General features: G+C 69.2%; 20 protein-coding genes. 13 read left to right on the top strand and 7 right to left on the bottom strand.

Going from position 1 to position 23,422, the window contains the following annotated elements; all coding sequences use genetic code 11:
- Positions 1–47 precede the first annotated feature (47 nt).
- The 3 genes from IE290_RS17025 to IE290_RS17015 form a co-directional block, all read right to left on the bottom strand.
- On the bottom strand, positions 48–992 hold the full coding sequence (locus tag IE290_RS17025; RefSeq protein WP_191245540.1) for an ABC transporter permease: 945 nt from the start codon (positions 990–992) through the stop codon (positions 48–50).
- Positions 985–3,087 (bottom strand): ABC transporter ATP-binding protein, encoded by a 2,103-nt coding sequence (locus tag IE290_RS17020; RefSeq protein ID WP_191245539.1) that lies wholly within the window; start codon positions 3,085–3,087, stop codon positions 985–987. Before IE290_RS17020 ends, IE290_RS17025 begins: the two co-directional genes overlap by 8 nt.
- A 79-nt stretch (positions 3,088–3,166) precedes the next feature.
- Positions 3,167–4,753 carry an ABC transporter substrate-binding protein gene (locus IE290_RS17015; protein WP_191245538.1) on the bottom strand — a complete coding sequence of 529 codons (1,587 nt, stop codon included), beginning with the start codon at positions 4,751–4,753 and terminating at the stop codon, positions 3,167–3,169.
- A 412-nt stretch (positions 4,754–5,165) separates the two neighbouring features.
- On the opposite strand from IE290_RS17015, the gene IE290_RS17010 reads away from it, so the two are divergent.
- Genes IE290_RS17010 through IE290_RS17000 form a run of 3 tightly spaced genes read left to right on the top strand, consistent with a single transcriptional unit; the run spans position 5,166 to position 8,153 of the window.
- A complete protein-coding gene (locus IE290_RS17010) occupies positions 5,166–6,311 on the top strand; it encodes a pyridoxal-phosphate dependent enzyme (protein ID WP_191245537.1) in 1,146 nt (381 codons plus the stop codon).
- Positions 6,308–7,357: an NAD-dependent epimerase/dehydratase family protein gene (locus IE290_RS17005; protein ID WP_191245536.1), complete on the top strand. Its 1,050-nt coding sequence runs from the start codon at positions 6,308–6,310 to the stop codon at positions 7,355–7,357. The genes IE290_RS17010 and IE290_RS17005 overlap by 4 nt, the downstream gene beginning before the upstream one ends.
- 1 nt (position 7,358) lies before the next feature.
- Entirely contained in the window at positions 7,359–8,153 is a 795-nt protein-coding gene (locus IE290_RS17000; protein ID WP_191245535.1) for an SDR family NAD(P)-dependent oxidoreductase, read from the top strand.
- 52 nt (positions 8,154–8,205) lie between these two features.
- On the opposite strand, the gene IE290_RS16995 is transcribed toward IE290_RS17000, so the two are convergent.
- Positions 8,206–9,033, bottom strand: a complete 828-nt coding sequence (locus tag IE290_RS16995; RefSeq protein WP_191245534.1) for an IclR family transcriptional regulator — start codon at positions 9,031–9,033, stop codon at positions 8,206–8,208.
- Between the two features lie 233 nt (positions 9,034–9,266).
- Between IE290_RS16995 and IE290_RS16990 the strand changes: the two genes are divergently transcribed.
- From IE290_RS16990 to IE290_RS16955, 8 genes are all read left to right on the top strand, one after another.
- The gene (locus tag IE290_RS16990) at positions 9,267–10,547 is read left to right on the top strand and encodes an aspartate aminotransferase family protein (protein WP_191245533.1); all 1,281 of its coding nucleotides are present in this window, start codon (positions 9,267–9,269) and stop codon (positions 10,545–10,547) included.
- Entirely contained in the window at positions 10,544–10,915 is a 372-nt protein-coding gene (locus IE290_RS16985) for a RidA family protein (protein WP_191245532.1), read from the top strand. The genes IE290_RS16990 and IE290_RS16985 overlap by 4 nt, the downstream gene beginning before the upstream one ends.
- Positions 10,912–12,396 carry a M81 family metallopeptidase gene (locus IE290_RS16980; RefSeq protein ID WP_191245531.1) on the top strand — a complete coding sequence of 495 codons (1,485 nt, stop codon included), beginning with the start codon at positions 10,912–10,914 and terminating at the stop codon, positions 12,394–12,396. The genes IE290_RS16985 and IE290_RS16980 overlap by 4 nt, the downstream gene beginning before the upstream one ends.
- Before the next feature lie 4 nt (positions 12,397–12,400).
- On the top strand, positions 12,401–13,249 hold the full coding sequence (locus tag IE290_RS16975; protein ID WP_191245530.1) for a fumarylacetoacetate hydrolase family protein: 849 nt from the start codon (positions 12,401–12,403) through the stop codon (positions 13,247–13,249).
- Positions 13,249–14,631, top strand: a complete 1,383-nt coding sequence (locus IE290_RS16970) for an FAD-binding oxidoreductase (RefSeq protein ID WP_191245529.1) — start codon at positions 13,249–13,251, stop codon at positions 14,629–14,631. Before IE290_RS16975 ends, IE290_RS16970 begins: the two co-directional genes overlap by 1 nt.
- The gene (locus IE290_RS16965) at positions 14,628–15,695 is read left to right on the top strand and encodes a (Fe-S)-binding protein (RefSeq protein ID WP_191245528.1); all 1,068 of its coding nucleotides are present in this window, start codon (positions 14,628–14,630) and stop codon (positions 15,693–15,695) included. Before IE290_RS16970 ends, IE290_RS16965 begins: the two co-directional genes overlap by 4 nt.
- A gap of 87 nt (positions 15,696–15,782) precedes the next feature.
- The gene (locus IE290_RS16960) at positions 15,783–16,757 is read left to right on the top strand and encodes an AraC family transcriptional regulator (RefSeq protein ID WP_268246360.1); all 975 of its coding nucleotides are present in this window, start codon (positions 15,783–15,785) and stop codon (positions 16,755–16,757) included.
- An 85-nt stretch (positions 16,758–16,842) separates the two neighbouring features.
- The gene (locus IE290_RS16955) at positions 16,843–17,745 is read left to right on the top strand and encodes an AraC family transcriptional regulator (RefSeq protein WP_191245526.1); all 903 of its coding nucleotides are present in this window, start codon (positions 16,843–16,845) and stop codon (positions 17,743–17,745) included.
- A 17-nt stretch (positions 17,746–17,762) separates the two neighbouring features.
- Here IE290_RS16955 and IE290_RS16950 read toward each other — a convergent pair whose 3' ends face one another.
- From IE290_RS16950 to IE290_RS16940, 3 genes are all read right to left on the bottom strand, one after another.
- Positions 17,763–18,413, bottom strand: a complete 651-nt coding sequence (locus IE290_RS16950) for a hypothetical protein (RefSeq protein WP_191245525.1) — start codon at positions 18,411–18,413, stop codon at positions 17,763–17,765.
- A gap of 150 nt (positions 18,414–18,563) precedes the next feature.
- Positions 18,564–18,836, bottom strand: a complete 273-nt coding sequence (locus IE290_RS16945; RefSeq protein ID WP_191245524.1) for a winged helix-turn-helix domain-containing protein — start codon at positions 18,834–18,836, stop codon at positions 18,564–18,566.
- 199 nt (positions 18,837–19,035) lie between these two features.
- Positions 19,036–20,730, bottom strand: coding sequence for a GGDEF domain-containing protein (locus tag IE290_RS16940; protein ID WP_191245523.1), 1,695 nt, complete (start codon positions 20,728–20,730; stop codon positions 19,036–19,038).
- 167 nt (positions 20,731–20,897) lie between these two features.
- Between IE290_RS16940 and IE290_RS16935 the strand changes: the two genes are divergently transcribed.
- Both IE290_RS16935 and IE290_RS16930 read left to right on the top strand, forming a co-directional pair.
- Entirely contained in the window at positions 20,898–22,259 is a 1,362-nt protein-coding gene (locus IE290_RS16935; RefSeq protein WP_191245777.1) for a tryptophanase, read from the top strand.
- 161 nt (positions 22,260–22,420) lie between these two features.
- Positions 22,421–23,419 carry an AraC family transcriptional regulator gene (locus tag IE290_RS16930; RefSeq protein ID WP_229874541.1) on the top strand — a complete coding sequence of 333 codons (999 nt, stop codon included), beginning with the start codon at positions 22,421–22,423 and terminating at the stop codon, positions 23,417–23,419.
- The last annotated feature ends 3 nt before the right edge of the window (positions 23,420–23,422 follow it).

Below are 23,422 nucleotides of genomic sequence, written 5' to 3'. Positions count from 1 at the left end.
AGCTCCTTCGACTCGATTGCCGGACGGTGTCCGGGCAGGAAGCCCGGTCACACCGTCTGCGCGATTTTGCGGTACCTCCGGTTCGCTCTGGCCACCGTGTCGATCGCGAGGATCGTGGCGGTCAGTGCGAGGCCGGTGAACAGGCCGTACGTCGGTACTTGCGTGAGATACGTCTTGCTGTCGAGGAGGAGACCTCCCCACGTCGGACTCGGCGGCGGAAGGCCGAGTCCGAGGAAGCTCAGCGACGCTTCGATCAGAATCGCGACAGAGGTGAAGACGTTCAGTTGCACCAGCAGAGAACCGAGGATGTTCGGCAGGATCACACGTCCCATCAGGTAGCGGTCTCCGGCGCCGGCGACGCGTGCGGCCTTCACGTAGTCCAACGACCGCACCTGCATGGTTCCCGCTCGCGCCAGACGCGCGTACACCGGAACACCGACGATCGCGATGGCCGAGATGAGGGCGACCGCGCTCCGGCCCGCGATCGCGATGATGGTCATCGCGAGGAGGATCGCGGGGATGCCCAGTAGCAGGTCCATCAGACGCATGATCGCGGAATCGAGCCAGCCCGCGTAGAAGCCGGCCAGCAGACCGATCGTGACGCCGAACACCGCGGCGAGCGCGGAGGCGGCCAGTCCGATCTGGAGTGTCGGCTGGCTGCCGTAGACGATACGCGAGAAGATGTCCCGCCCGAGCTGGTCGGTGCCGAACCAGTGCGCCGAGGACGGCCCGGACAGTGCGGCACGAACATCCTGATAGCCCGGATCGTAGGGTGCCACCCAGGGGGCGAAGACGGCAGTAACGACAAGCAGGACCAAGAATGCCACGGCGATCCAGCCGGACGGCCCGAGCGAGCGCCGGATCCTACGGAGGTGTTCTCGTCGCGGGCTGTGCGGCCGGCGAAACGAAGTAGTCGTGATCGTTGCGCTGCCCGGCGTGGCGACGCTCGCGTCGACCGGCGGAGGCGCAGTTCGTTCGTCCAGCCTATCCATGGAGTCCCTCCAACCTGGCAGTCTTCGGTGAGACTTCGTCGTCGGCCACGGTCGCTTCCGGGAAGTGGCAGGCCACGAACCCGCCCCCCGCCACGGCGGTATGCGCGGGCTCGACCTCCGCGCACAGGTCCTGCGCCTTCCAGCACCTCGTGCGGAACCGGCATCCCGAGGGCGGATTGGCCGGTGACGGCTGGTCGCCGCTGAGAATGATGCGCTCGCGTTTTCGCTCGATGTACGGATCGGGTATCGGCACCGACGACAGAAGAGCGACGGTGTAGGGGTGAGCGGGCGACGAGTAAAGGCGCTCCACGGCTCCTTCTTCAACGATCTTCCCGTGGTACATCACGGCGACGCGGTCGCTGATGTGCCGTACCACGGCGAGATCGTGCGCGACGAAGAGATAGCTGACGCCGAGGCCTTCCTGTAGGTCGGCCAGGAGGTTCATGATCCCCGCGCGAACGGAGACGTCGAGAGCGGACACCGGCTCGTCGAGAACCAGCACCTGGGGTTCGAGCATCAGCGCCCGCGCGATTCCGATGCGTTGACGCTGCCCGCCGGAGAAGGCGCTGGCATGCCGGGCGGACGCGTGTTCGTCGAGCCCGACGAGGCGTAGCATCCTGGCGATCTTCTGCGGACTGCTCTTCCGATCCCAGCGGTTGTTCAGCTTCAGGGGTTCGGCCAGGATCTGTTCCACCGTCATGGTGGGGTTGAGGGAGGAGAACGGATCCTGGAACACGAACTGGATCCGGGTGGCCAGCCCCCGCAGTTCCTTCCGGCTGAAGGTCGACAGCCGCTTTCCGGCGATGGAGATCTCACCGGACGTCGGTTCCGTGAGGTTGACGAGCATGTGAGCAACGGTCGTCTTCCCGGAACCGGATTCGCCGACGAGACCGAGGGTTTCGCCACGTGCCACTTCGATCGACACGTTGTCCACGGCCCGGATCACCTTCCGATCACCGCGGCCCAGGGACCGCTTGTGGAGCGGGAAGTGCTTGGACACGTTCACGGCCTCGATGAGGAGGTCGTCGCGCTCGACGTGAGCGACGGCGATGTCGCCGGGATGCTCGGGCGCGGAGACGTCCGCTCGCTGCGGAACCTCTGCCGCGAAGTGGCAGGAGCTGAGGTGCGGCTCTCCCGTCATGCCGCTCTCGGCGACCGTATCGATCAACGGAGGTGGCACGGTCGAGCACGGGCTCGGCAGCCGCGCCATCGGACATCGAGGGTGGAACACGCAACCGGACACGCTCGTGATGTCGCGTGGCGGGGTGCCGTCGATCTGGTGCAGCCGGCTGCCGCGCCCGCCGGAGTCCACCCGAGGAAGGCACGCGAGGAGTCCTGCCGTGTAGGGATGGCTCGCGTTGTAGAAGACGTCCTCCGTCGTGCCGAGCTCGGCCAGTTTGCCGCCGTACAACACCGCGACTCGGTCCGCGATGCCGGCCACCACCCCGAGGTCGTGCGTGATGAACACGATCGACGAGTCGGTCCGTTCGTGTATCCTTCGCAGTACGTCGATGACCTGGGCCTGGATGGTGACATCCAGCGCGGTGGTCGGCTCGTCGGCGACGATCAGGCGGGGCTCGTTGGCGATGGCGATGGCGATCATCACCCGTTGCCGCATCCCGCCGGAGAGCTCATGCGGATACTGGGCGGCCCGTTCCCTCGGCGCCGGTATCCCGACGAGCTCCAGCAGCTCGACCGCCTTCTCCCTGGTTCGCGCTCGGGACAGGTCCCGGTGGTGCACCGCTACGGCTTCGGCGACCTGCGCGCCGACGGCCATCACCGGGTTCAGAGACGCCAGGGCGTCCTGGAAGATCACGCTGACTTCCCGGCCGCGGAGCCGGCTCAGCTCGGCTTCCGAGGCCGACAGGAGGTCCTGGCCATTCAGCAACGCCTGCCCGGTGACATGTGCTCCGCGCTGAAGGCCGAGTGCGGACAGGAAGGTGGTCGTCTTGCCGGACCCCGATTCACCGACGACGGCCAGGACCTCTCCCGCGTCCACGTCCAGGCTCAGGTCGTCGACCGCGGTGACAGGAGCGTCTTGCCCGGCGAAACTTACCGTGAGATTTCTCAGTCGAAGTGTCGGTGCGGCTTCCACACTGGCTCCATTTCCTGGCCGGCCGCTTTGTCTCCGGCCACGCGACGTTCGAGTCGGCCCCGGCCCTTCCGCCGCTGCTTCACGCACTGAAGAAGGCGTTTCCGAAGTAGGGCATCGCGTCGATGTTCCGGTCGAGACCGTGGACGTTCGGCGCGTAGTAGGAGAGCGCCGAATGCGACGACACCGTGATGAAGCTGGAGGTCTGCAGGATCGCGGCGTTCAGGTTCTTGAACGCGGCCTTCTGCTCGGCGTCACTGACTGCCGTATTGGCGGCTTCCACCGCGGAGACGTACTCCGCCGGCGGCGTGCCGTTCGGGAAGTACGGATTGGCGGTCGTCGCGAAGAAGGGCACCTTGGCCAGCGCCGTCGGGTACTTGTTCTCGTTCCCGGTGGTCGAGACGTAGATGCCGTTCGTGCCCTTCGTCAGCTGTTGCAGGAAATCGGCGATCGTGACCGATTGCACGTTCACCTGGACACCGATGCCGGCCAGGGTCGCCTGGACGATCTCGGCGGTGGACTTCAGCTGCGGGAGGTTGCTGGGCACGAGGATCGGATCGGGCAGGGAGGTGACACCCGCGGCGGCGAACTCGGCGCGCGCACGATCCGGATCGAAACCCCAGTCCTTGGCGGCTTCCGGATCGTAAGCCGGAGAGGTCTCGGGCCAGGGCAGGATCTTCGTCTTGGCCTCGCCGAACAATGCGTTGCGCACGACCGTGTCGCGGTCGATCGCCCGGTGGAAGGCCTGACGGACCGCTTGTCGGTCGAACGGAGGTCGCTTGGCGTTGAGGTATATGACCATCGTGCCCGCCGCACTCGGATTTTCGATCATCCGGTAGGTGCCGCGGAGTTGCGGGATCCCGGAGTACGGCGTGGACGAGATCACGTCGATCTGTCGCGACTGGAGGGCGGTGATCGCGGCGGTGGGCTCGGCGACGATCCGGAAGTTGAGGCCGGCGACCTTCACCGGCGCGCCCCAGTAGCCGTCGTTGCGCACGAGTGTCCAGTTCTGCCCCGGAATGCGGGGGCCTTGCTTGAACGGGCCGGTTCCGATACCGGTGGTCGCGATGTTCCCCCGGTTGCCGGGATAGCCGAGCGGCACCGCCTGCAGGATGTCGGTGATGAGTTTGGTCGCCCGCGGTCCCTTGAGTGTGAACAACACGGTGGAGTCGTCGATCGCCTCGACCTTCGCGGCATCGCTCACGGTTTGGGTGATCAGGCCGCCCGCCTTCGGATCGGCCACGATGGTGTAGTTGTCGACGACCGCCTGCGCCGTCAGTGGCTGTCCGTTGTGGAACGTGACGCCCTGTCGCAGCAGAACCCGCACCGATGCCTGGTCCGGGGCGATGGTGAATTCCTGGGCAAGAACCGGGACCGGTTGTCCGCCGTGGTCGTACTCGATCAGCGATTCGTACATGTTGCGGATGAGGGGATAGCTGTTGCCCCCGAGAGCGTACGGATCGTAAGACGGCAGATCGCTCGACACGGCCACCTGCAGTGTCCGCGTGGCCGAGTCGCCGGCGGGAACAGCATTCGCGTCCGCCGTGAGTTCGTCGTTCGGGCCGGTGTTGCACGCGGAGAGTAAGGGGCCGCCTGCGCCGAGCACCACGCCGGCCGCGCCCACGGTCCGCAGGAACCGGCGCCGATCCAATTGGTGGTTGTGTGACATTTTCACTCCTCGCGAGGCGGGTCGGGGAGAGTCTGAGGCGGTGCGAGTGCGGCTGTCGCCGGAGCGCGCCTGCCAGTCGTGCTGGTCTTCGTCGGCCTCGCTGGTCGTAGTAGCGCTGATGTCTCGGTTGGAACCTCGATGCGATACGGCAGTTTCAGCTAATGAGACACCGGGTTCACGGGTGGTGTCAACTACCGGAGCGGCCGGGGCGGTGGGCTATATCGTTTTGACATCTTGGTGAACTTTCGGCCAGGTTCCGCTGAACCGAGTCGGCGGTCGACTGCTGGTGGCGAATCGGCCCCGGGTGTGCTCGGGTGGTTGGTGTTCGCCACCTGAACATCTAGAGTGAAACGACGAGTTCATTTTACGATCCGCTGGTCGTTCGCCGGCCGTCGGCGGAAGCGGAGGTAGCGTGACTTTCACCCAGCACGGTCTCGCCCGGTACGCCGCCGATCTGCCGGCGGTCCAGGAGTTCGTTCACCTCGGGGAGGGGAATACCCCCCTGCTGCCGCTGAACGCCCTCGCAGCGAGGCTCGGGTTGGCCGAGCTGCATGGCAAGCTCGAGACGGTCAACCCGACCGGGTCCTACAAAGACCGGGTCGCGGCCCTGTCGGTGTCGCTGGCGCGTTCGCGGGGACTCCGAGGGTGGATAGCGACCTCGTCGGGGAACGCCGGAGTCGCGATGGCGGCCTACGGTGCACGGGCCGGTCTGCCGGGATTCCTCTGCCTGGTTGCCTCGGCGCCTGTCGAAAAGAAGCTTCCCCTGGTGCCGTATCCGGCACGAGTTCTGGCCGTCGGAGGCATCGGTGACCAGGGCACCGGCGCGACGGGACAGCGGCTCTTCGAGGTGGTCCAGCGGGCAGGTGAGCGCCACCGGCTGTACCTCGGGATCACCGCCCACGCGTTCAACCCGGAGGGCATGCGCGGGTGCGACACGATCGCTTACGAGCTTGCCGAGCAGCTTCCGGGCCTGAGTCACGTGTATGTACCGGTCGGTGGTGGCGGGCTGCTCACCGCGATCGCGCGCGGGTTCGGGCATCGGAATCTGCGGGTCCGGACCGTCGCGTGTCAGCCTGCCGGTTGTGCTCCGATCGTTCGGTTCCTCGAGCGGGAGATTCCGGAGCCGCGTGTCGTGACCTGCGCGAGTCAGATTTCGGGCCTGCAGTTACCGCATCCGCCGGACGGGCTGCTCGCAGCCGAGTCGGTGGTGCGCACGGGCGGCTGGGGCACGTGCGCTGAAGACGCCGCGGTGCTCGTGGCCCAGCGCTTGCTCGTGGAGACCGAGGGCGTGTTCGTCGAACCGGCCGCGGCCTTGCCGCTCGCCGCGTTGATCCTCGACCTCGAGAACGGGCGAATCGACCGGGACGCGCGAGTGGTCCTCGTGTTCACCGGCGCGGGTTGGAAGGACCTGAAGCGCTTCGACGAGGAGGCGAGCCGGGTTCGGGTCGCGGACCTCGATGACGTGCCCGCGTGCATCGACGAATGGGCAGGTCTGGCGCTCGTCGACGGAGCAGGGGCCGCGACCGCGGCCGCGCAGGAAGGGAGCTGGTCGGAATGACGAAGGTACTGGTCACAGGCGCCGCCGGGCGGGTCGGCGCCAACGTGGTCAAGCGCCTGGTCGGCGCCGGCGTCGGGGTCAGAGCGATGGTGCTGCCGGGAGACCCGCAGGCCGCCAAGCTCGCGACGCTGCCGGAAGTGGAGGTGGCAGAAGCCGATCTGCTCGACCAGGCCGCGATCGACAGTGCGTGCCGGGGCGTCACACATGTGGTGCACCTCGCCGCACAGCTCGTCCGGGGGGACACTCCTGTCGACCGCTTCTACGACATCAACGCTTTCGGCACCCTGCGACTTCTCGAAGGAGTGCTGCGCGGCGGCGGGGTCGAACGGTTCGTTCTGGCCAGCACCGACGGCACCTATCGTCCGGGTGATCCGCCCGCCGTGCCGCTCTCGGAGGACGCGCCGCAGGAGCCGGCCGACTACTACGGGACCAGCAAGCTGCTGGGAGAGATCATCCTGCGCAACCACGCCGCACAGTTCGACATCCCGTTCGCGATGGTCAGATTCGCGACTGTCGTCAGTCCGGAGGAAGCGGTCGAGCAGTTCCGGCTGAGGTGGGTCCGCGAGCTGCTCGGCCGTGCCGAGCTCGGGCGCGACTCGAACATATGGCAGCTCTTCCGCGGGCGGCCGGACCTCTGGAAGATCATCGACGAGCAGGTCGGCGGCGATGCGGACGACCGGATGGCGGTCGGTCTCGTCGGGCCGGACGACGTCCCCTGGACCCTCCACCTTTTGGATGTGCGGGACGCTGTCGAAGGGGTCTTCCGCGCTCTGACCGAGCCCGGCGCGCTCGGTGGGGTGTTCAACATCGCGGCCGCCCGGCCGACCTCGTTCGTGGCGGGCTCCGAGATCATCGCCGACCGGTTCGGCGTACCGTGCGCGGTGGTGCGGATGCCGATGACCTGGCGCTTGGAGATGACCATCGACGCGGCTCGACGGTCATTGGGATTCGCGCCGAAGTACGACTTCGCGTCCATGGTCGCGACGGCGGCTTCGGCCGTCGGCAACGACGTCATCCCGGCCCGTGTCTGGGCGGGCGGTGTCTGAGATGGAGCAGACGGATCGGAAGCTCGCCCTCGTCACCGGTGCCGGCTCGGGTATCGGTCGCGCGATCGCTTTGCGCCTGGTGCGTGCCGGCTTTGTCTGTGTGCTCGTGGGGCGGCGCAAGGAACCGTTGCAGGAAACCGCATCCCTGGCGGAGGCCGAGGGCGGTGAGGCGGTCGTCGTACCGGCGGACGTGACCGAAGAGGATTGCCGGAAGGAGGTCCTCGACGCTGTGGACGGTCTGGGGCACCCGCTGCGCGGTCTGGTGAACAACGCCGGGGGATCGCACGCGTCTGGCCTGTTCGACCAGGACGTCCGGCGATGGCGCGACGAATTCGCGTTGAACGTCGAGGCCGCCGCCTTCCTGTCGTTCGAAGCGATCCGCCGGATGGCAGGCACCGGAGGCGGAAGCATCGTGAACGTCGGTTCGGTCTACGGCATCGTGGCGCTCAACAACTCGTACTACGAGGATGTCTACCCGTCGAAAACGCCCAACGGGCCGATCCGGGCGCCGGCCTACAGCGCTTCGAAAGGCGCGTTGCGACTCCTTTCGCGTGAGCTCGCCGTGTCCGCGGCGCCGATGGGCGTCCGAGTCAACACGGTCTCACCGGGCATGATCAGGTTGGCCGAAGACCCCGCCTTCGCCGAACGGGACCGATTGCTGGCCGAAGCGACCCCCATGGGACGGATGGGACGGCCGGACGAGATCGCCGGTGCGGTCAACTTCCTGCTGTCCGACGAAGCGAGCTTCATGACCGGGGCGGAAATGGTGATCGACGGCGGCTGGACGACATGGTGACCGGCGGACACGGGTCGGCCAAACCGCTCTCGTGACCGCCGGGGGCGGGCTGTCAGCCGGCCGCCTCCTGGGGTTGTGGGTTCGTCGCGATGCCGGCGGCTACCTCGATGAGCGTCTTGGCCACCCGCTTCACGTCCTGCATCGTGAAGCGGGATGCGGGGCCGCTGACGCTGATCGCCGCGGGGAGGTGCGTCGCCAGCAGCGGGGCGGCCACGCAGCGGCCGTCCTCTTCGTTCTCGCCGTTGTCCACCGCGTAGCCGAGCCTCCGCACCTTCGCGAGCTCGTCCAGGTAGTCGTCGATCGAGGTGATCGTGTTCGCCGTGCGTGAGGGCAGCCCGGTGGACTCGAGGAGGTTCCGGACGCGGTCCGCGGGGAGGTGAGCCGCGATCGCCTTGCCCAGCGCCGTCGAGTGCAGCGGGTCGCGGTCGCCGCGGGACGCCGCGAGCCGGACGCCGCGCCGGCTCTCCACGATCTCGATGTAGATGATGTGGTCGCCGTCCAGCAGGCCGAGGTTCGCGGTCTCGCCGAACTCGTCGCGCAGCGACTCGAGCGACGGCCTGGCCCGCTCGCGCAGGATCTCCAGGTGCCGGGACTGCATACCGACGAACCCGAGGCCCAGTCGGAACAGGCCGCGCTCGTCGTCACGCTCGACGTACCGGTGGTTCTCCAGCGTCCAGAGGTAGCGGAACGCCGATGACTTGGGCAATCCGGTGGTCTGGGCGACCTCGTTGAGGGTGATGCCGTCGACCGATTCCTGCAGCAGGTTGAGGATCAGGCAGACCCGTTCGACCGCGCGCACCGAATAGTCGCGCTCCTCCTCCGCCGAGCCGTTGTCCGACGGGTTGACGTCTTCCGGGTCCTGCTTACGGCGCCGTGTCACGGCTCCTCCTCGTTTCGGACGGCAAGTTCGATGTTTCAGATCGTAGTCCGGCGCGGAGATGGGTGTCAGGGGGCCAGAGCGCACGTCGGTGGCCGAACAGGGCCCCTTGACGGTGTGGACGTCGCGGTCGTACCGTGAATCGCGTCTTAGACTTCTAGTTTCACTAGATGAAACTAGGCGGAAACCCCCGGAACGTCGGCCTCGGCCGCCGCCGGGCTGTGGGAGGGATCTGCATGCCCAACGATTCGACCCGGCTCGGCCCGCGGTCGGCGGAGCTCAGGCGACGGGCGGTCGCCCGGACCCCGGGCGGGGTCCACTCGAACGTTCGCCTCACCGGCGCGCAGGAGTTCATCGACCGAGCCAAGGGAGCCTGGCTGTACAGCGTCGACGGGCGGGACTACGTCGACTACCTGCTGGGGCAGGGGCCGAACTTCCTCGGACACGCGCCCGACCACGTCGTCGACGCGGTCTCCGACGCGTGCCGGCGCGGCGTCATCTTCGGCGGGCAGCACGAGCTCGAGGTCCAGGCGTCGGAACTGGTGTGCCGCGCGGTCGGCTGGGCGGACATGATCCGTTTCGGCGTGTCCGGAACCGAGGTCGTGCAGGGCGCGCTGCGGTTGGCCCGCGCCGTGACCGGCCGCACCAAGGTCATCCGGTTCGAAGGGCACTACCACGGCTGGCTCGACAACGTGCTGACCGCGGCACGGGACGGACACTGGGGCGTGGCGACGAAGGGGCAGGTCGCCGGGCATCTGGACGATTTCATCGTGCTGCCCTGGAACGACGCCGAGCAGGTCGCCGACGCGCTCGACCGGCACGGTGAGCAGATCGCCGCGGTGATCATGGAACCGGTGATGATCAACGCCGGGGTCATCGAACCACTGCCCGGCTACCTCGAGGCTGTCCGGCGGTTGTGCGATCAGCACGGGGTCGTGCTGATCTTCGACGAAGTGATCTCGGGCTTCCGGCTCGGCCTCGGAGGTGGCGCGGAACGCTACGGGGTCCCCCCGGATCTCGCGACGTACGGCAAGGCGATCGCCGGCGGGTTCCCGGTGGCCGCGCTCGTCGGCCGCGCCGACCTGATGTCCCGGTTCGGCACCGGGGAGGTCAACCACTCCGGAACCTTCAACGGCTCGGTGATGGCCACCGCCGCGGTGGCCGCGACGGTGACGAGCCTGCTGGAGGATCCGCCCTACGAGCGGGTCGCCAAGCACGGCAGGACGCTCATGGTGGGGCTGCGGGATCTCGGCATCGAGCACGGCCTGCCCTTGCGGGTCGAAGGCCTCCCGGCGGCGTTCCACGTCTCGTTCGGCGACGCCGAGGTCCGGGACTACCGGACATTGCAACGACTGGACCTGGCCCGGTACGAACGGCTGTCCCGGGTGCTCGTCGAGCACGGCCTGTGGGTGACCGGCCGTGGTGTCTGGTACGTCTCCGCCTGCCACGGCGAGGAGGAGCTCGACGCCGCGCTCACGCGGTTCGAGAAGGCGCTGCGTGACGGGGCTGGACTATGACCGGCACCGTGAGCCGGGATGGCAACACGTCGAAGTTCTCGTCGTTCATGCGGGCCGGCGATCTGGTCTTCGTCTCCGGCCAGGCGTCGGTGGACGAGAACGGCTCCATCGTCCCGGGAACCTTCGCCGAGGAGATGCACCGGTCCTTCGCCAACGTCATCCGGGTGCTGGCCGACGCCGGACTCGAACTGTCCGATGTGGTCAAAGTCGGGGCCTACCTGCGGGACGCGGGCGATCTCCCCGAGTTCAACCGGCTGTACACCGAGTACTTCGCGGAGCCGCTGCCCGCGCGGACCACGATCACCGGCTGCCTGCCGGAGAGCATCCGGTTCGAGGTCGACGTCGTCGCCCACGCGGGAGACAGATGATGCGATTCGCGACGCTCGGGCTCTACCACGAGGCGAACACGTTCTCGCCGCTGAAGGCCGACCGGCGGATGTTCGGCAACGGCGGCGTGGTGCGCGACGAGGAGATCGTTTGCGACTACGCGGACTCGGCGACGACCCTCGGCGGCTACTTCACCGCCGCGCGGAGGATGGGCATCGAGATCGAGCCGATCCTCTTCGCGTTCGTGACGCCGATCGGTGCGATCACCGAGGACGCGTTCGAGTGGCTGGTGGGTGAGATGCTCGCCGAACTCCAGGCCAGGGGGCCCTGGGACGGCGTGCTCCTGAACCTGCACGGGGCGGCTGTGGCCGAGCACCTTCCCGACGCCGATGGCGAGATCGCCACGCGCGTCCGTCGGGTGGTCGGTCCGGACGTGCCCGTCGGGGCGGTGCTGGACCTGCACGCGAACGTGTCCCGGCGGCTGGTCGAGGCGCTCACGGTGACGCTCGTGTACCAGACCAACCCGCACGTGGACGCGAAGGAACGCGGTATCGACTGCACACGGCTGGTCGCGGCCGCGGCGCGCGGTGAGATCCGTCCCGTGCAGGCGCTCGTCCCGTTGCCGCTGGTGGTGAACATCGCGCGGCAGGACACCGCCGAGGAGCCGATGGCGGAGTTGATGGCCAAGGCGCGAGAGGTGGCCGGCTGGCCCGGCATGCTCTCGGCGAGCGTCGTCGAAGGGTTTCCGTACGCCGACGTCCCGCAGATGGGCATGTCGTGCATCGCCATCCACGACGGCGACGAGTTCGAGGCGACCGTGGCGGCGCAGGAACTGGCCAACCAGGTCTGGAAACGGCGTTCCGGTCTGCAGGCGCTGGGGATCACGGTGACCGAAGCGCTCGACCTCGCGGTGCGTGAACCCGTGGGGCCCGTCGTCCTGCTGGATGTCGGGGACAACATCGGCGGTGGGGCGCCCGGGGATTCGACCGTGATCCTGCAGGCGGCGCTCGACCGGGGGGCGCCGCCGCTCGTGCAGACGCTTTGCGACCCCGACTCGGCGCGGCAGTGCGTCGCGGCGGGGGAGGGCTCCGAGGTGCACCTTCGCGTGGGGGCGAAGCACGTGCACTCCGCCGGGCGGCCGGTGCCGGTGCACGGCACGGTCCGGGCGGTGTCCGACGGCCGGTTCGAAGAGCCGACCGCCACGCACGGCGGGTTCCACTTCTTCGACCAGGGGCCGACGGCCGTCCTGGACACCGCTGAGGGGCACACGCTCGTCATCGGCTCCAAGGCCGTCATGAACTCCAGCCTGCAGCAGCTGCTCAGCGTCGGCGTCGATCCGGCTCGCTACCACATCGTGGTGGCCAAGGGCGTCAACTCGCCCCGCGCGGCGTACGGCGCCATCGCGCGGCGGATGGTCGTCGTCGACACCGACGGCATCACCGCGATGAACCTCGACCGCTTCACATACCGGCACCGGCGCAAGCCGTTGTACCCCTTCGAAGCCGCGGAATTCCCGGAGTAGACGGATGAAACTGATGCAGGTGGGCGCTCCCGGCCGGGAGCGCCCCGTGGTGCTGGAGGACGGCCGTCACTACGACCTGTCCCCGTTGACGTCCGCCGTCGACGGCGCCTTCCTGGAGCGGGGCGGGCTGCGCCGGGTGCGGGAGGCGCTCGACGACGGCGCGCTGGCCGAGATCGACGTCGTCGGGCTGCGGATCGGGGCGCCGATCGCGCGGCCGGGTGCCGTGCTGTGCATCGGGCAGAACTACGCGGCCCACGCGGCCGAGACCGGCGATCCGCCGCCCGCCGAGCCGATCCTGTTCCACAAATCGCCGAACACCGTGGTCGGGCCGTACGACGAGGTGCTGATCCCGCGCGGCTCGGAGCGCACCGATTGGGAAGTGGAACTCGGCGTCGTGATCGGCAAACGCGCGCGGTACCTGGAAACACTCCGTGACGCACGGTCCTGCATCGCCGGGTACGTCACCTCCGACGACGTTTCGGAACGCGCCTTCCAGCTCGGCCGGCCCGGCGGGCAGTGGTCCAAGGGCAAGTCGTGCGAGACGTTCAACCCGCTCGGGCCCTGGCTCGTCCCCGCCGACGAGGTGCCGGACCCCCAGGTGCTCGAAATCCGCTCCTGGGTCAACGGCGAACCGCGCCAGGACTCGAAGACCTCGGACATGATCTTCACCGTCGACGAGATCATCTGGCACCTCTCCCAGTTCGTGGTGCTCGAGCCCGGCGACCTGGTGAACACCGGCACACCCGAGGGGGTCGCGCTCTCCGGGCGGTTCGGCTACCTGCGGCCGGGCGACGTCGTCGAGACCGAGGTGGCCGGGCTCGGCCGGCAACGCAACGTGTGCGGGCAGGCCTGATGACCCTTGACCGCGATTTCGCCGCCGCCCTGGCCGACGTGGTCGGGGCCGATCACGTCCGCCAGGCGCCCGGCGAGCTCGCGGTCTACGCGCGGGACGCCACGCCGCTGTTCCACCACCCTCCGGACGTGGTGGTCTTCCCGGCCACCACGGAGCAGGTCGCCCGCGTCCTGAGGCTGGCCACCGAGCACCGCGTGCCGGTGGTGCCGCGCGGCTCCGGCTCGAACCTCTGCGCGGCGACCGTCCCGCTGCACGGCGGGATCATCCTCGCGCTGACGCGGATGACGCAGATCCTGGAGATCAGCTCCGAGGAGCTGCTCGCGCGCGTGCAGCCGGGCGTGACCACGGCCCGGCTCGCGGACGCCGCCGCGGCGCGGAACCTGTTGTACGCGCCCGATCCGGGCAGCCGGACGACCGCCACGATCGGCGGCAACATCGCCACCTGCGCCGGCGGCCTGCGCGGCCTGAAGTACGGCGTGACCCGCAACTACGTGCTCGGTCTGGAGGCGGTGCTGCCGACCGGCGAGATCGTCCGCACCGGCGGCCGGCTGTGGAAGGACGTCGCCGGCTACGACCTGACCCGGCTGCTCACCGGGTCCGAGGGCACGCTCGCGGTCATCACCGAGGCCACCGTGGCCCTGTTGCCCGCTCCGGCCGAGAGCAACACGGGCGTGGCCTACTTCGCCTCGCTCGCAGACGCGTCACGGGCGGTCGGCGCGATCATCACCGCCGGGATCGTACCGGCCACTTTGGAGTTCCTGGACCGCAAATGCGTTGCCGTCGTGGAGGAGTACGCCGGGCTCGGGCTGCGGCTGGACGCCGGCGCGCTGCTGCTGTTCGGCGAGGATGGTCCGATCGAGGTCGTCGCCGGGAACATGGTGCGGATGCGCAAGATCTGCGCCGAGGCCGGGGCGCTCGAGGTGACGGTGGCCGACGACGTCGCGCGCGCCGAGGCGCTGCTGACCGCCCGCCGGTGCTCGCTCCCGGCGCTGTCGCGGCTCGGCTCGCTGACGATCCTGGAGGACGTCACGGTCCCGCGGCCGCGGATGCCGGAAATGGTCGACCGGATCGACGAGATCGCCGAGCGGTTCGACCTGCAGATCGCGACCTTCGGGCACGCCGGTGACGGCAACCTGCACCCGACGTGCGTGCTGGACCCCGACGACGAGGACGCGGTGGGACGGGCGCACAAGGCGTTCGCCGAGATCTTCCGCACCGCGATCCGGCTGGACGGCACGATCACCGGTGAGCACGGTGTGGGCGCGGCGAAACTGCCGTTCCTCGCCGACCGGCTCGGCGCCGTCCAGCTGGGGCTGCTGCGCCGGATCAAGACCGCGTTCGACCCGGCGGGCGTGCTCAACCCCGGGAAGCTCGGTTCATGATCTTCTCCAAACCGCTGCTGGACCGGTGCATCTCCTGCGGGTACTGCCTGCCGGCGTGCCCGACCTACGCGATGACGGGGGAGGAGGCGTCCTCGCCGCGCGGGCGGATCTCGCTGATGCGCGCGCTGGAAACGGGGCAGCTGCCTGAGGACGACGAGACGCTGGCCGAGCAGGCGTCGTTCTGCCTCGGCTGCCGCGCGTGCGAACCGGTGTGCCCGGCGGGGGTGGAATACGGGAACCTGCTGGAGCAGTGGCGGGACCACCAGTGGCGGGGCAGGCGGCGGCCGCTGCGAGCGCGGTTGCTGATGGCCGCCGTCGAGCGCCCGTGGCTGCTGCGGGTGCCGGGCCTGGTGCGCCGGCACGCGCGGACGGCGGCGAGCGCGAGTGGGCCGTCGCTGATGCTCGGGTGCGCGGAACGTGCGCTGTTCCCACGGGTTTCGCGCGCGGCGCGGAAGCTGGTGCCCGGGCTGGCGGCGCCGTCGCGGCAGGGGTGCTGCGGAGCGTTGCACGCGCACAACGGGGATTCCGCGGCGGGCCGACGAATGGCGAAGGAACTCGGCGAGGTCCTCCCGGGCACGATCGTGACGACCTCCGGTGGCTGCGCGGCGCACCTGGCCGCCCACCTCGGCCGGCCACGCGTCCGCGAGCTGAGCGAATTCCTCGTCGAAACCGACGTTCTGCCGTCCGGGCCGTTGCTCGTCGACGGCCGGCCGGCACGGGTCGCGCTGCAGGACTCCTGCCACCTGCGCAACGGGCTCGGCGTGTGGCGCCAGCCGCGGGAGCTGATCCGGGCGGTGGCGGAGTACGTCGAGCTGCCCTCGGCGGCCACCTGCTGCGGCGCGGCAGGCACCTATTCGATCTTGCGGCCGCTGGAGAGCGCGAAAATACTGGCGGTGAAAATCGACGAGATCGAGGCAGCCGGGGTCGACTACGTGGTCGCGGTGAACCCGGGATGCCTCCGGCAACTGCGGTCCGGCCTGCGGAAACGCGGTTCCGCGGTGCGGGCCGTGCACCTCGCGGAACTGCTCGAGCTCGCTGCGAAACAAGCCAGGAGATCGTGCTGAACAGACTTGTCTGAACGGCGTTCTGGAGTAACATGAAGCGCGCTGAAACGACAGTTTCAGGCTTACTCGACAACGAATCCTGACATCATGTTTTCCCGCCCTCTGGAGCCGTACCGGATCTTCCAATCCACCGACCTGGACGAAACTCGTGAGCTGACCTCGCAGGTGCTGTGCGACCACTACCTGGACGTCCTGGACCAGACTTGTGGCCTGAACGCCCGGCTGAATTCTACGCGAATACGCGATGTCGGACTCATTTATGTGGAATACGACGCTCCCGTACTCGTCGATCCCGGCGAGACCGAGTCGTTTCTGGTGGTGCAGGGCCACCTGAACGGCCGCGGGGTCGTGCGATCGGGCGGCGAGCAGATCGCCGCCACCAAGTCTCGAATCGTCGTGAGCTCACCGGACGAGCCGCTGCGGATGGTCTTGTCCGCCGACACCGAACTGATCCTCGCGAAGATCGGAATGACCGCAGTTCGGCGCGTTCTGACCGATCTGCTCGGTGACGACGGTGGGCGCACCATCCGGTTCGAGCTCGGCATGAGCGTGTCCGATGGCATGCCGAGACGCTGGTACTCGTCCTTGCTGCACCAGATTTCCCGAGTGACGCGCGGGGACGCGTTGCTCAGCAGTCCGTGGTGGGCCGAACTGTTCGAGGAGGCGCTGATCTCCCAACTCCTGCACCTCCAGCCGAGCAACTACTCGGAGCGGCTGAACCGAGGGGCGCACCCCGTCGGTGCGCGCATCGTCGGTGCCGCCACGGAGGTGGTCCGTGGTCGTCCGGAAGCGCGTCACACGCCGCACACGCTTGCCCGCGTCCTGGGCGTGCGGCTCGGTGACCTGGACGCCGGATTCCGGAACCACCGGGGTGTCCCGCTGGCCGACTTCCTGACGACGGAGCGGCTCCGCGGGGCGTACGACCAGTTGTGCACTGTGGAACCGGGGCAGGTGCGGCTCTCCGACGTCGCACGGCACTGGGGGTTCGCGGACCCGATCCAGTTCGCGAGCAGATACGCCGAGGCCTTCGGCGAAACGCCGGAGCAGACCCTTCACCGATGATCCGCCGCTTTTCCGGAACGGAGAACCCCGAGCAATGAGCGGCTACGAGTATTCCTACGTCAGAGCAACCGAGTTCCCCCTCGCCGTGGAGGCCGCCGAGCCCGTGCTCGGCCGCCACGAGCTGATCCCGCAGGGGGGCGGCCGCGAAATCGACCTGCGGCTGCGCACGCACACCGGAACCCAGCTCAGATCCGCGATTCTCAACTACGGATGCGATGTCGTGGTACGGCTTGCCGTGCCGCGGTCGGCCTACATCACCACCATCGTCCTCGGTGGAAGGTGCGTTTGCCGGGTGGACGACGTGTACCTCGAAGCCGGAGCCGGCAGTGTCGTGACCGTGTCGCCCAAGCAGCGCTTCGGCTTCCAGGTGACCGGCGCCTGCTCGCTGAAGGTCGTCCGCATCGAGCCCAGAGCCATGCACATGCGGCTCGCGCGCATCACCGGGGACTGGCCGCCGTCGCCGATCCACTTCCGGCCGGTCATCACCGGGCTCGCCGGACGGGGGCAACCGTTGCTCACGAGCGCGGAACGCTTCTTCGGCCGCCCCAAGTCTCGGTTCGCCCGTCATTCGGACGAGGTGTTCGTCGACTGGCTGCTCCGCCACCAGCCGCACGAGTACAGCGACGCCATCTGGCGGCGTTGTGACCCTGTGGTCACCTCAGGCGCCAGCGACTTCGCGAAGGTGTTGTTGCGGGCGGACCCGCGTGGCGAGGTGAGCATGGCGGACCTGGCACGGCTGGCCGGGGTTTCGCTGGACGAGCTGACGTTGTCCTTCCGAGCGCACGAGGGATGTCTACCGCACGAATACCTGCGCAGGGTGCGCCTCGACTGCGTGCGGTTGCTGCTGGTCGCGGCGACCGAAGAACTGATGACGGTGGATGAGGCGGCGCGGCGCTACGGTTTCCGGGACAACCAGCAGTTCCGGATCTGGTACCTCGACCGGTTCGGGGAATGGCCGGTCGAAACGCTGCGGCGGCCTCTGGGGTAGCGGTCGGTCCGCACCGGTCAGTCCACTTCCTGGCCGGGCCACCACTGGTCCAGCAGCTCCATCCGCGCGTCGACCAGGGTGGGGTTTCTCAGGTCCACCAGGTGGACTCCCCGCCAGCGCTCGAAACCGATGCTCTCCAGCATCGCGCCGGCGCGCAGGCTCGACAGTTCCGCGGTGATGCGGTCCGCGCCCGGGACGCTGAAGTCCAGCGGGGAGACCCGGCACGCGGCCAGCCGCGCGTTCGGGGCCAGGATCCGCAGCGCGCTCGCGATCAGGGCGGCGCCCAGGCCGTGCCCGCGCCACGGCTCGGTCAGTTCGATGCGCCGCAGGATCACCATGCGCGGCGGGCCCTGGCTGATGCGCGCGTCCAGTTCGGGGTGCAGCTTGCCCTGGTCCGGGTCGATCACCGTCTCCGCGATGAACTCCAGCGCCCATTCCCCGAGCACGACCGAATCCAGCAGATTCCGTTCCTTCGTCAGATCGGCGATGACGAGGGCGATGTCGCCGACGTGCCGGAGGCCGGCCGGGCACACGTCCAGCTCCGACACGTCCGCGGAGGCGTCCCATTGTTCCGGTTGCTCGTCCTCGTCGTCGATCTGCCACCAGAATCGCCGGTGGGTCAGCTCGAGTTCGATCGACAGAGGGTTCGCCGGCAGATCAGGAACCACGAGCCCTCCTCAGCGTCGCGCGAATGCTGATGCACGTGCATCCGCACTCTAGATGACGACAGCGGCAAATGCCGCCCGGGTGGGAGGAGCTGTCGCGGTCCTTTTCCGGCGCGGTTCGGAATTCCGGCCGGAAGAACGGGTGAAAAGAGTTCACGAATCCCCCGAAGCGGCTCTTCTGCGGGCCTCGTCGGCGATGAAGGTGCCCTTTGAGCGGATGGTGAACACCAGGCCGCGCTCGCGGAGGATGTGCGTTGCGTGGCGCGCCGTGCCGAGTGACACGCCGTACTCCGCGGCCAGCCGTCGTTCCGCGGGGAGTGGCGTGTTGGGGCGCAGTTCACCGGCCTCGATGCGCGCGGCGAGGTGGTCGGCCATCATCTCGTAGATGTAGCCCGGAGCGTCTGGATCGAAGTCTGGGACGGTCACGGGAGGAAGGTAGAACGGCGTTAAAAGGCGGGGATTTCACGGTTGCTCCAAGATGCGCCTGTGCGCGCTATGACGGGGATGACCACGGAAGGCCGCGCACTGCCACCCTACCGGGTGGCGAAATGCGAAACCGATGCCTGATTCGTCAGTTGTTCACTGCCGTCACCCGGCCGGGTTAGCCACAATGGGCGCACATTTCTCACCGCACTTGATTCGGCGCCCGCAACGGGTCGTGGCCCTGCCCGCGCAGAATCTCGAACCGGTCGGTGCCCGGCCAGCTGTTCACCCAGCTCGACCCCGGCACGTCCTTCGCGCGCTTCTTCAACGGCGCCAGCAGCCGCGAAACCTCGTGGTAGGACTTCGCCGCCGTGCCCGCGCACACGACCGTCGCCAGTGACACCGTGACCGTCAGGTGCTGGGCCGTCCACGGGGTGCCCAGCAGGGTGTCCGCGACGGCCGGGATCTCGTCGATGTCGCACGCGATCAGGAAGTCGTCGCCACCGACGTGGCTCACCGTGACGCTGCGCAGCTTCGCCGCGAGGTCGGTCAGGGCCCGCCCCAGCGCGCGGATCAGGTCGTCGCCCGCCGCGAAGCCCACCGTGTCGTTGATGCGCTTGAACGAGTCCACGTCCAGCCACGCCACGACCAGCGGGCGGCCCGCGGCGATCCGCCGGTCGACCTCGCGGGCTACCGTGTCGCTGCCCGGCAGCCGGGTCAGCGGGTTCAGCGCGGCCGCCTCCTCGATCTTCGCCTCGGCCATCGCGCGCACGATCTCGGTCACGAACACCACGCCGAGGCACTCGCCGTCGGCGCCGACCACGACGATGTCGTCCCCGCTGCGGGTCAGGCCCGCGTCGGCCACCAGGTCGAGCAGCTCCAGCGCACCCGCGCCGCTGCGGATCGTGCGCGGCGGGTCGGCCAGCCGCGCGGCCGCCTTGTTCGCGTGCAGCGCGTGCCCGAACGGGCCGGTCAGTTCCAGCAGGAACCGGGTGCGGTCGATCGACCAGCGCGGCCGCCCGGCCGCGTCCAGGCCGACGATCCCGCTCGGCGCGTCGTGGTCGAGCAGCACCCGCCGGACGTCGTCGCACGTCGCGTCCTCGGGCAGGGTGGTCGCGGGGTGCCGGAAGTCGTCCACGCGCGGCGTGGTCGTCGGGGTCAGCGGCACCGGCAGCGCCGGCTCCGGCGGTGCGGTGACCAGTCCGGCGGGCATCGCGTTGGCGCGCGCCGGGGCGAACAGGTTGCCCTGCACGATCCGCACGCCCAGCCGGCGCACGGTGGCGAGCTGCTCCTCGGCCTCGATGCCGGTCGCCGCCAGCCGGATGCCGGTCCGCGAGGTGAAGTGCACGAGCGACTCGACCAGCGCGACCGTGGCGTCTTCGTCCGGCAGCCGGCGCAACGCGGTGCGGTCGAGCTTGACCAGGTCGACGCGGGCCTCGGCGAGCAGGTTCAGCGGCAGGTCGCCCGCGCCGAGCCCGTCGAAGGCCAGCCGGAACCCCAGCTCGCCGAACCGCTGCATCCCCGCCAGCAGCGCCTTCGGCGACACCCCGTGGAACGGCGCGCCGATCTCCAGGACGATCTCGCGCGGACGGCGCCCAGTGTGCCCGAGCGACTCCAGCAGCGGGTCCAGCACCAGCTGCGGCGCCGCGGCCGACAGCGCGGTCAGGTTCAGGTGCAGGGGCAGCAGCGTCTCGTGGGCCGCCTCGGCACGCACCGCCTGCGCGGCCAGGCCGGCGTCCACGTGGACCAGCCGCCCGCGGCGCTGGGCGGCGCGCAGCAGGTCGTGGACGCGTCCGGCGGCGGGCCGGGCGAGGGCTTCCACACCGACGACGCCGCCGGTGTTCAGGCTGTAGAGGGGTTGGAAGGCGAAGCCCACGTCGTCGGCCGCTGCTGGCACACCGTGAATCCTCCGCCGCCGCGGGGCCGGGACGGCCGGATCGCGCGCCGATTGTGGCCCAGCTCACCGCGGGCGGCGAACTGGCCCCTACCGTCGCGGCCCGCGGTCGCACCAGGCTGGTCTGGGTGTCCGAGTTGACCAGCGAGGAGCTGCCCGTGCCGCCCTTCATGGAGCCGTTCCGCATCAAGGCCGTCGAACCGATCCCGTTCCCCACCGCGGCGGAACGCCGGGACGCGCTCGTGTCGGCCGGCTGGAACCTGTTCCGCGTCCCGGCCCGTGCGATCACGATCGACCTGCTGACCGATTCCGGCACGGCGGCGATGTCAGCCGCGCAGTGGTCCGCGCTCATGGTCGGCGATGAGTCCTACGCCGGCGCCCGTTCGTTCGAGCGGTTCGAGACCGTCGTGCGCGACCTGACCGGGTACGCGGAGATCCTGCCGGTGCACCAGGGGCGGGCGGCCGAGCGGATCCTGCTCGGCCTGCTGCTGGGGCCCGGCGACATCTCGGTGAGCAACACGCACTTCGACAGCACCCGCGCGGCCGTGGAAGCCGCCGGCGCCCAGGCCGTCGACCTGCCGGTGCCGGTGGGGCCGGGGGAGCTGAACCCGTTCGGCGGCGACCTGGACACCGGCCGGTTGCGGGACCTGCTGCGCCACTCGGCCGACCGGGTGAAGTGCGTGGTGCTCACCATCACGAACAACGCCGGTGGCGGGCAGCCGGTGTCGGTGCGCAACGTGAAGGCCGTGCGCCAGCTCTGTGACGCCCACGGCGTCCCGCTGTTCCTGGACGCGTCGCGGTTCGCGGAGAACGCGTACCTGATCACCGAGCGCGAGGACGGCTACCGGCACCTGACCCCCCGTGAGGTCGCCCGCGTGGTCTTCGAACTCGCGGACGGCTGCTGGGCCAGTCTCAAGAAGGACGGCATGGCCAACATCGGCGGGCTCGTCGCGCTGCGCGACGCCGGGCTGGCCGCCCGGGCCCGCGAGCAGCTCATCGCGTTCGAGGGCTTCCCGACCTACGGCGGGCTCGCCGGGCGCGACCTGGAAGCGCTCGCCCAGGGGCTGCTGGAGGTCACCGAGCCGGACTACCTGCGCTACCGCGCCGAGTGCGCGCGCTGGTTCGGCGAGCAGCTCGGCCTGGCCGGTCTGCCGGTGCTGCAGCCGACCGGCTGCCACGCGGTCTACGTCGACGCGGGCGCCATGCTGCCGCACATCGCGCCGCAGCAGCTGCCGGCCACCGCCGTCGCCAACGCGCTCTACCTCGCCGGCGGGGTGCGCGTCACCGAGCTGGGCACGCTGGTCTTCGGCCGCCGCGATCCCGACGGCGGGCCGGACGTGCCCGCGCCGCGCGAGCTGGTGCGGTTCACGCTGCCGCGCCGGGTCTACACGCTCAGCCACCTGGAATACGTCGTCGACGTCGCCGAGACCGTCTCGTCGAAGGCGGACCAGCTGACCGGATACCACATCGTGGAGCAGGGAGGTGCGCTGCGACAGTTCACGGCGGTCCTGCGACCGGCCGCCGAGTGGTGAAACCCCTGATCAACGGGGTGCGACGCGACGGATGCAAATTGCAGTCAGCAAATTCGCCCGTTCGTCGGTAGCAATTGAACGGCCAACAACGGACAGTGGTGCATTGGAGGTGTATGGGAGTCGGCGCCACCGTGCGTTGATCTTTTTCGACTGCCCGGGACATGACAGTACTGCCGTTGGACAAGTACCGGCTCTTCCACTCGCACGATGTCGACGACACCCGCGAGCGGGTGGGCCGCATATTCTGCCCACACTCGATGAACACGGTCGGCCGCAACCCGCGGCTGAACACCAAGGTCAACTGCCGGCGTCTGGAGAACGTGGCGATCGCGGTGGTCGCCTACGGCACCGACGTCCGCGTCGAGCCCGGCGAACTCGGCTCCTTCTTCGTCGTCCTGGCTCCGGTGATCGGCCGGGGCATGGTCCAGTGCGGGCGCGAGCAGACCAGCACCGCACCGGACACGGCCGGGGTGGTCGGCGCCGACGATCCGCTGCGGATGCGGTTGTCCGGCGACTGCGCCCAGTTCGTCATCCGGATCGAACGGCCGGCGCTGGAGGCGCGCCTGGCGGAGCTGATCGGCGGCCCGGTGGCGGAACCGGTGCGGTTCCGGCTGGGCATGGACATCACCCGCGGCTACGGCCGCAGCTGGTACCGGGAGCTGGCCTACGGCGTGTCGGAGCTGGACCAGCCGGACACGATGCTCTCCCACCCGGCCGCGGTGGCGCAGTTCGAGCGCAACCTGATCACCGGGTTGCTGCTCGCGCAGCCGCACAACTACACCGCGATGATCGAGGGCCGGGACCGCCCGCTGCCCTCGCGCTCGTTGCGGGAGGCGCTCGATCTGATCCACAGCCACCCGGAGGCCCCGCACACCCCGGCGAGCCTGGCGCACCAGGCCGGCGTGAGCGTGCGGGCGCTGCAGAAGGCCTTCCGGGAACAGCTGGGCAGTTCGCCCAGCGAGTACCTGCGCGGGGTGCGGCTGCAGCGGGTGCACGACGAGTTGTCGGCCGCTCAGGTCGAGGTCACCACAGTCGGGGAAATCGCGAGCAAGTACGGGCTGATGCACCACGGCCGCTTCGCGGCGGCCTACCGGGACCGGTTCGGTGAGTCACCCAACGCGACGTTGCACAGACGGTCTGGACGTCCAACTCGAGTGTGAAGG

Origin of the sequence: Amycolatopsis deserti (assembly GCF_014653945.1) — a bacterium.
Lineage (GTDB): Bacteria > Actinomycetota > Actinomycetes > Mycobacteriales > Pseudonocardiaceae > Amycolatopsis_E > Amycolatopsis_E deserti.
Note: the sequence above shows the minus strand (reverse complement) of the source record. Positions and strands in the feature narration are given on the sequence as shown.

Bases quoted from the DNA above. Each gene is read 5' to 3' on its own strand.
- IE290_RS17000 (WP_191245535.1), top strand. From the start codon at position 7,359: ATGGAGCAGACGGATCGGAAGCTCGCCCTCGTCACCGGTGCCGGCTCG.
- IE290_RS17015 (WP_191245538.1), bottom strand. From the start codon at position 4,753: ATGTCACACAACCACCAATTGGATCGGCGCCGGTTCCTGCGGACCGTG.
- IE290_RS16930 (WP_229874541.1), top strand. From the start codon at position 22,421: ATGACAGTACTGCCGTTGGACAAGTACCGGCTCTTCCACTCGCACGAT.
- IE290_RS16935 (WP_191245777.1), top strand. From the start codon at position 20,898: ATGGAGCCGTTCCGCATCAAGGCCGTCGAACCGATCCCGTTCCCCACC.
- IE290_RS16970 (WP_191245529.1), top strand. From the start codon at position 13,249: ATGACCCTTGACCGCGATTTCGCCGCCGCCCTGGCCGACGTGGTCGGG.
- IE290_RS16960 (WP_268246360.1), top strand. From the start codon at position 15,783: ATGTTTTCCCGCCCTCTGGAGCCGTACCGGATCTTCCAATCCACCGAC.
- IE290_RS16965 (WP_191245528.1), top strand. From the start codon at position 14,628: ATGATCTTCTCCAAACCGCTGCTGGACCGGTGCATCTCCTGCGGGTAC.
- IE290_RS16990 (WP_191245533.1), top strand. From the start codon at position 9,267: ATGCCCAACGATTCGACCCGGCTCGGCCCGCGGTCGGCGGAGCTCAGG.
- IE290_RS17025 (WP_191245540.1), bottom strand. From the start codon at position 992: ATGGATAGGCTGGACGAACGAACTGCGCCTCCGCCGGTCGACGCGAGC.
- IE290_RS16985 (WP_191245532.1), top strand. From the start codon at position 10,544: ATGACCGGCACCGTGAGCCGGGATGGCAACACGTCGAAGTTCTCGTCG.
- IE290_RS16975 (WP_191245530.1), top strand. From the start codon at position 12,401: ATGAAACTGATGCAGGTGGGCGCTCCCGGCCGGGAGCGCCCCGTGGTG.
- IE290_RS16980 (WP_191245531.1), top strand. From the start codon at position 10,912: ATGATGCGATTCGCGACGCTCGGGCTCTACCACGAGGCGAACACGTTC.
- IE290_RS17005 (WP_191245536.1), top strand. From the start codon at position 6,308: ATGACGAAGGTACTGGTCACAGGCGCCGCCGGGCGGGTCGGCGCCAAC.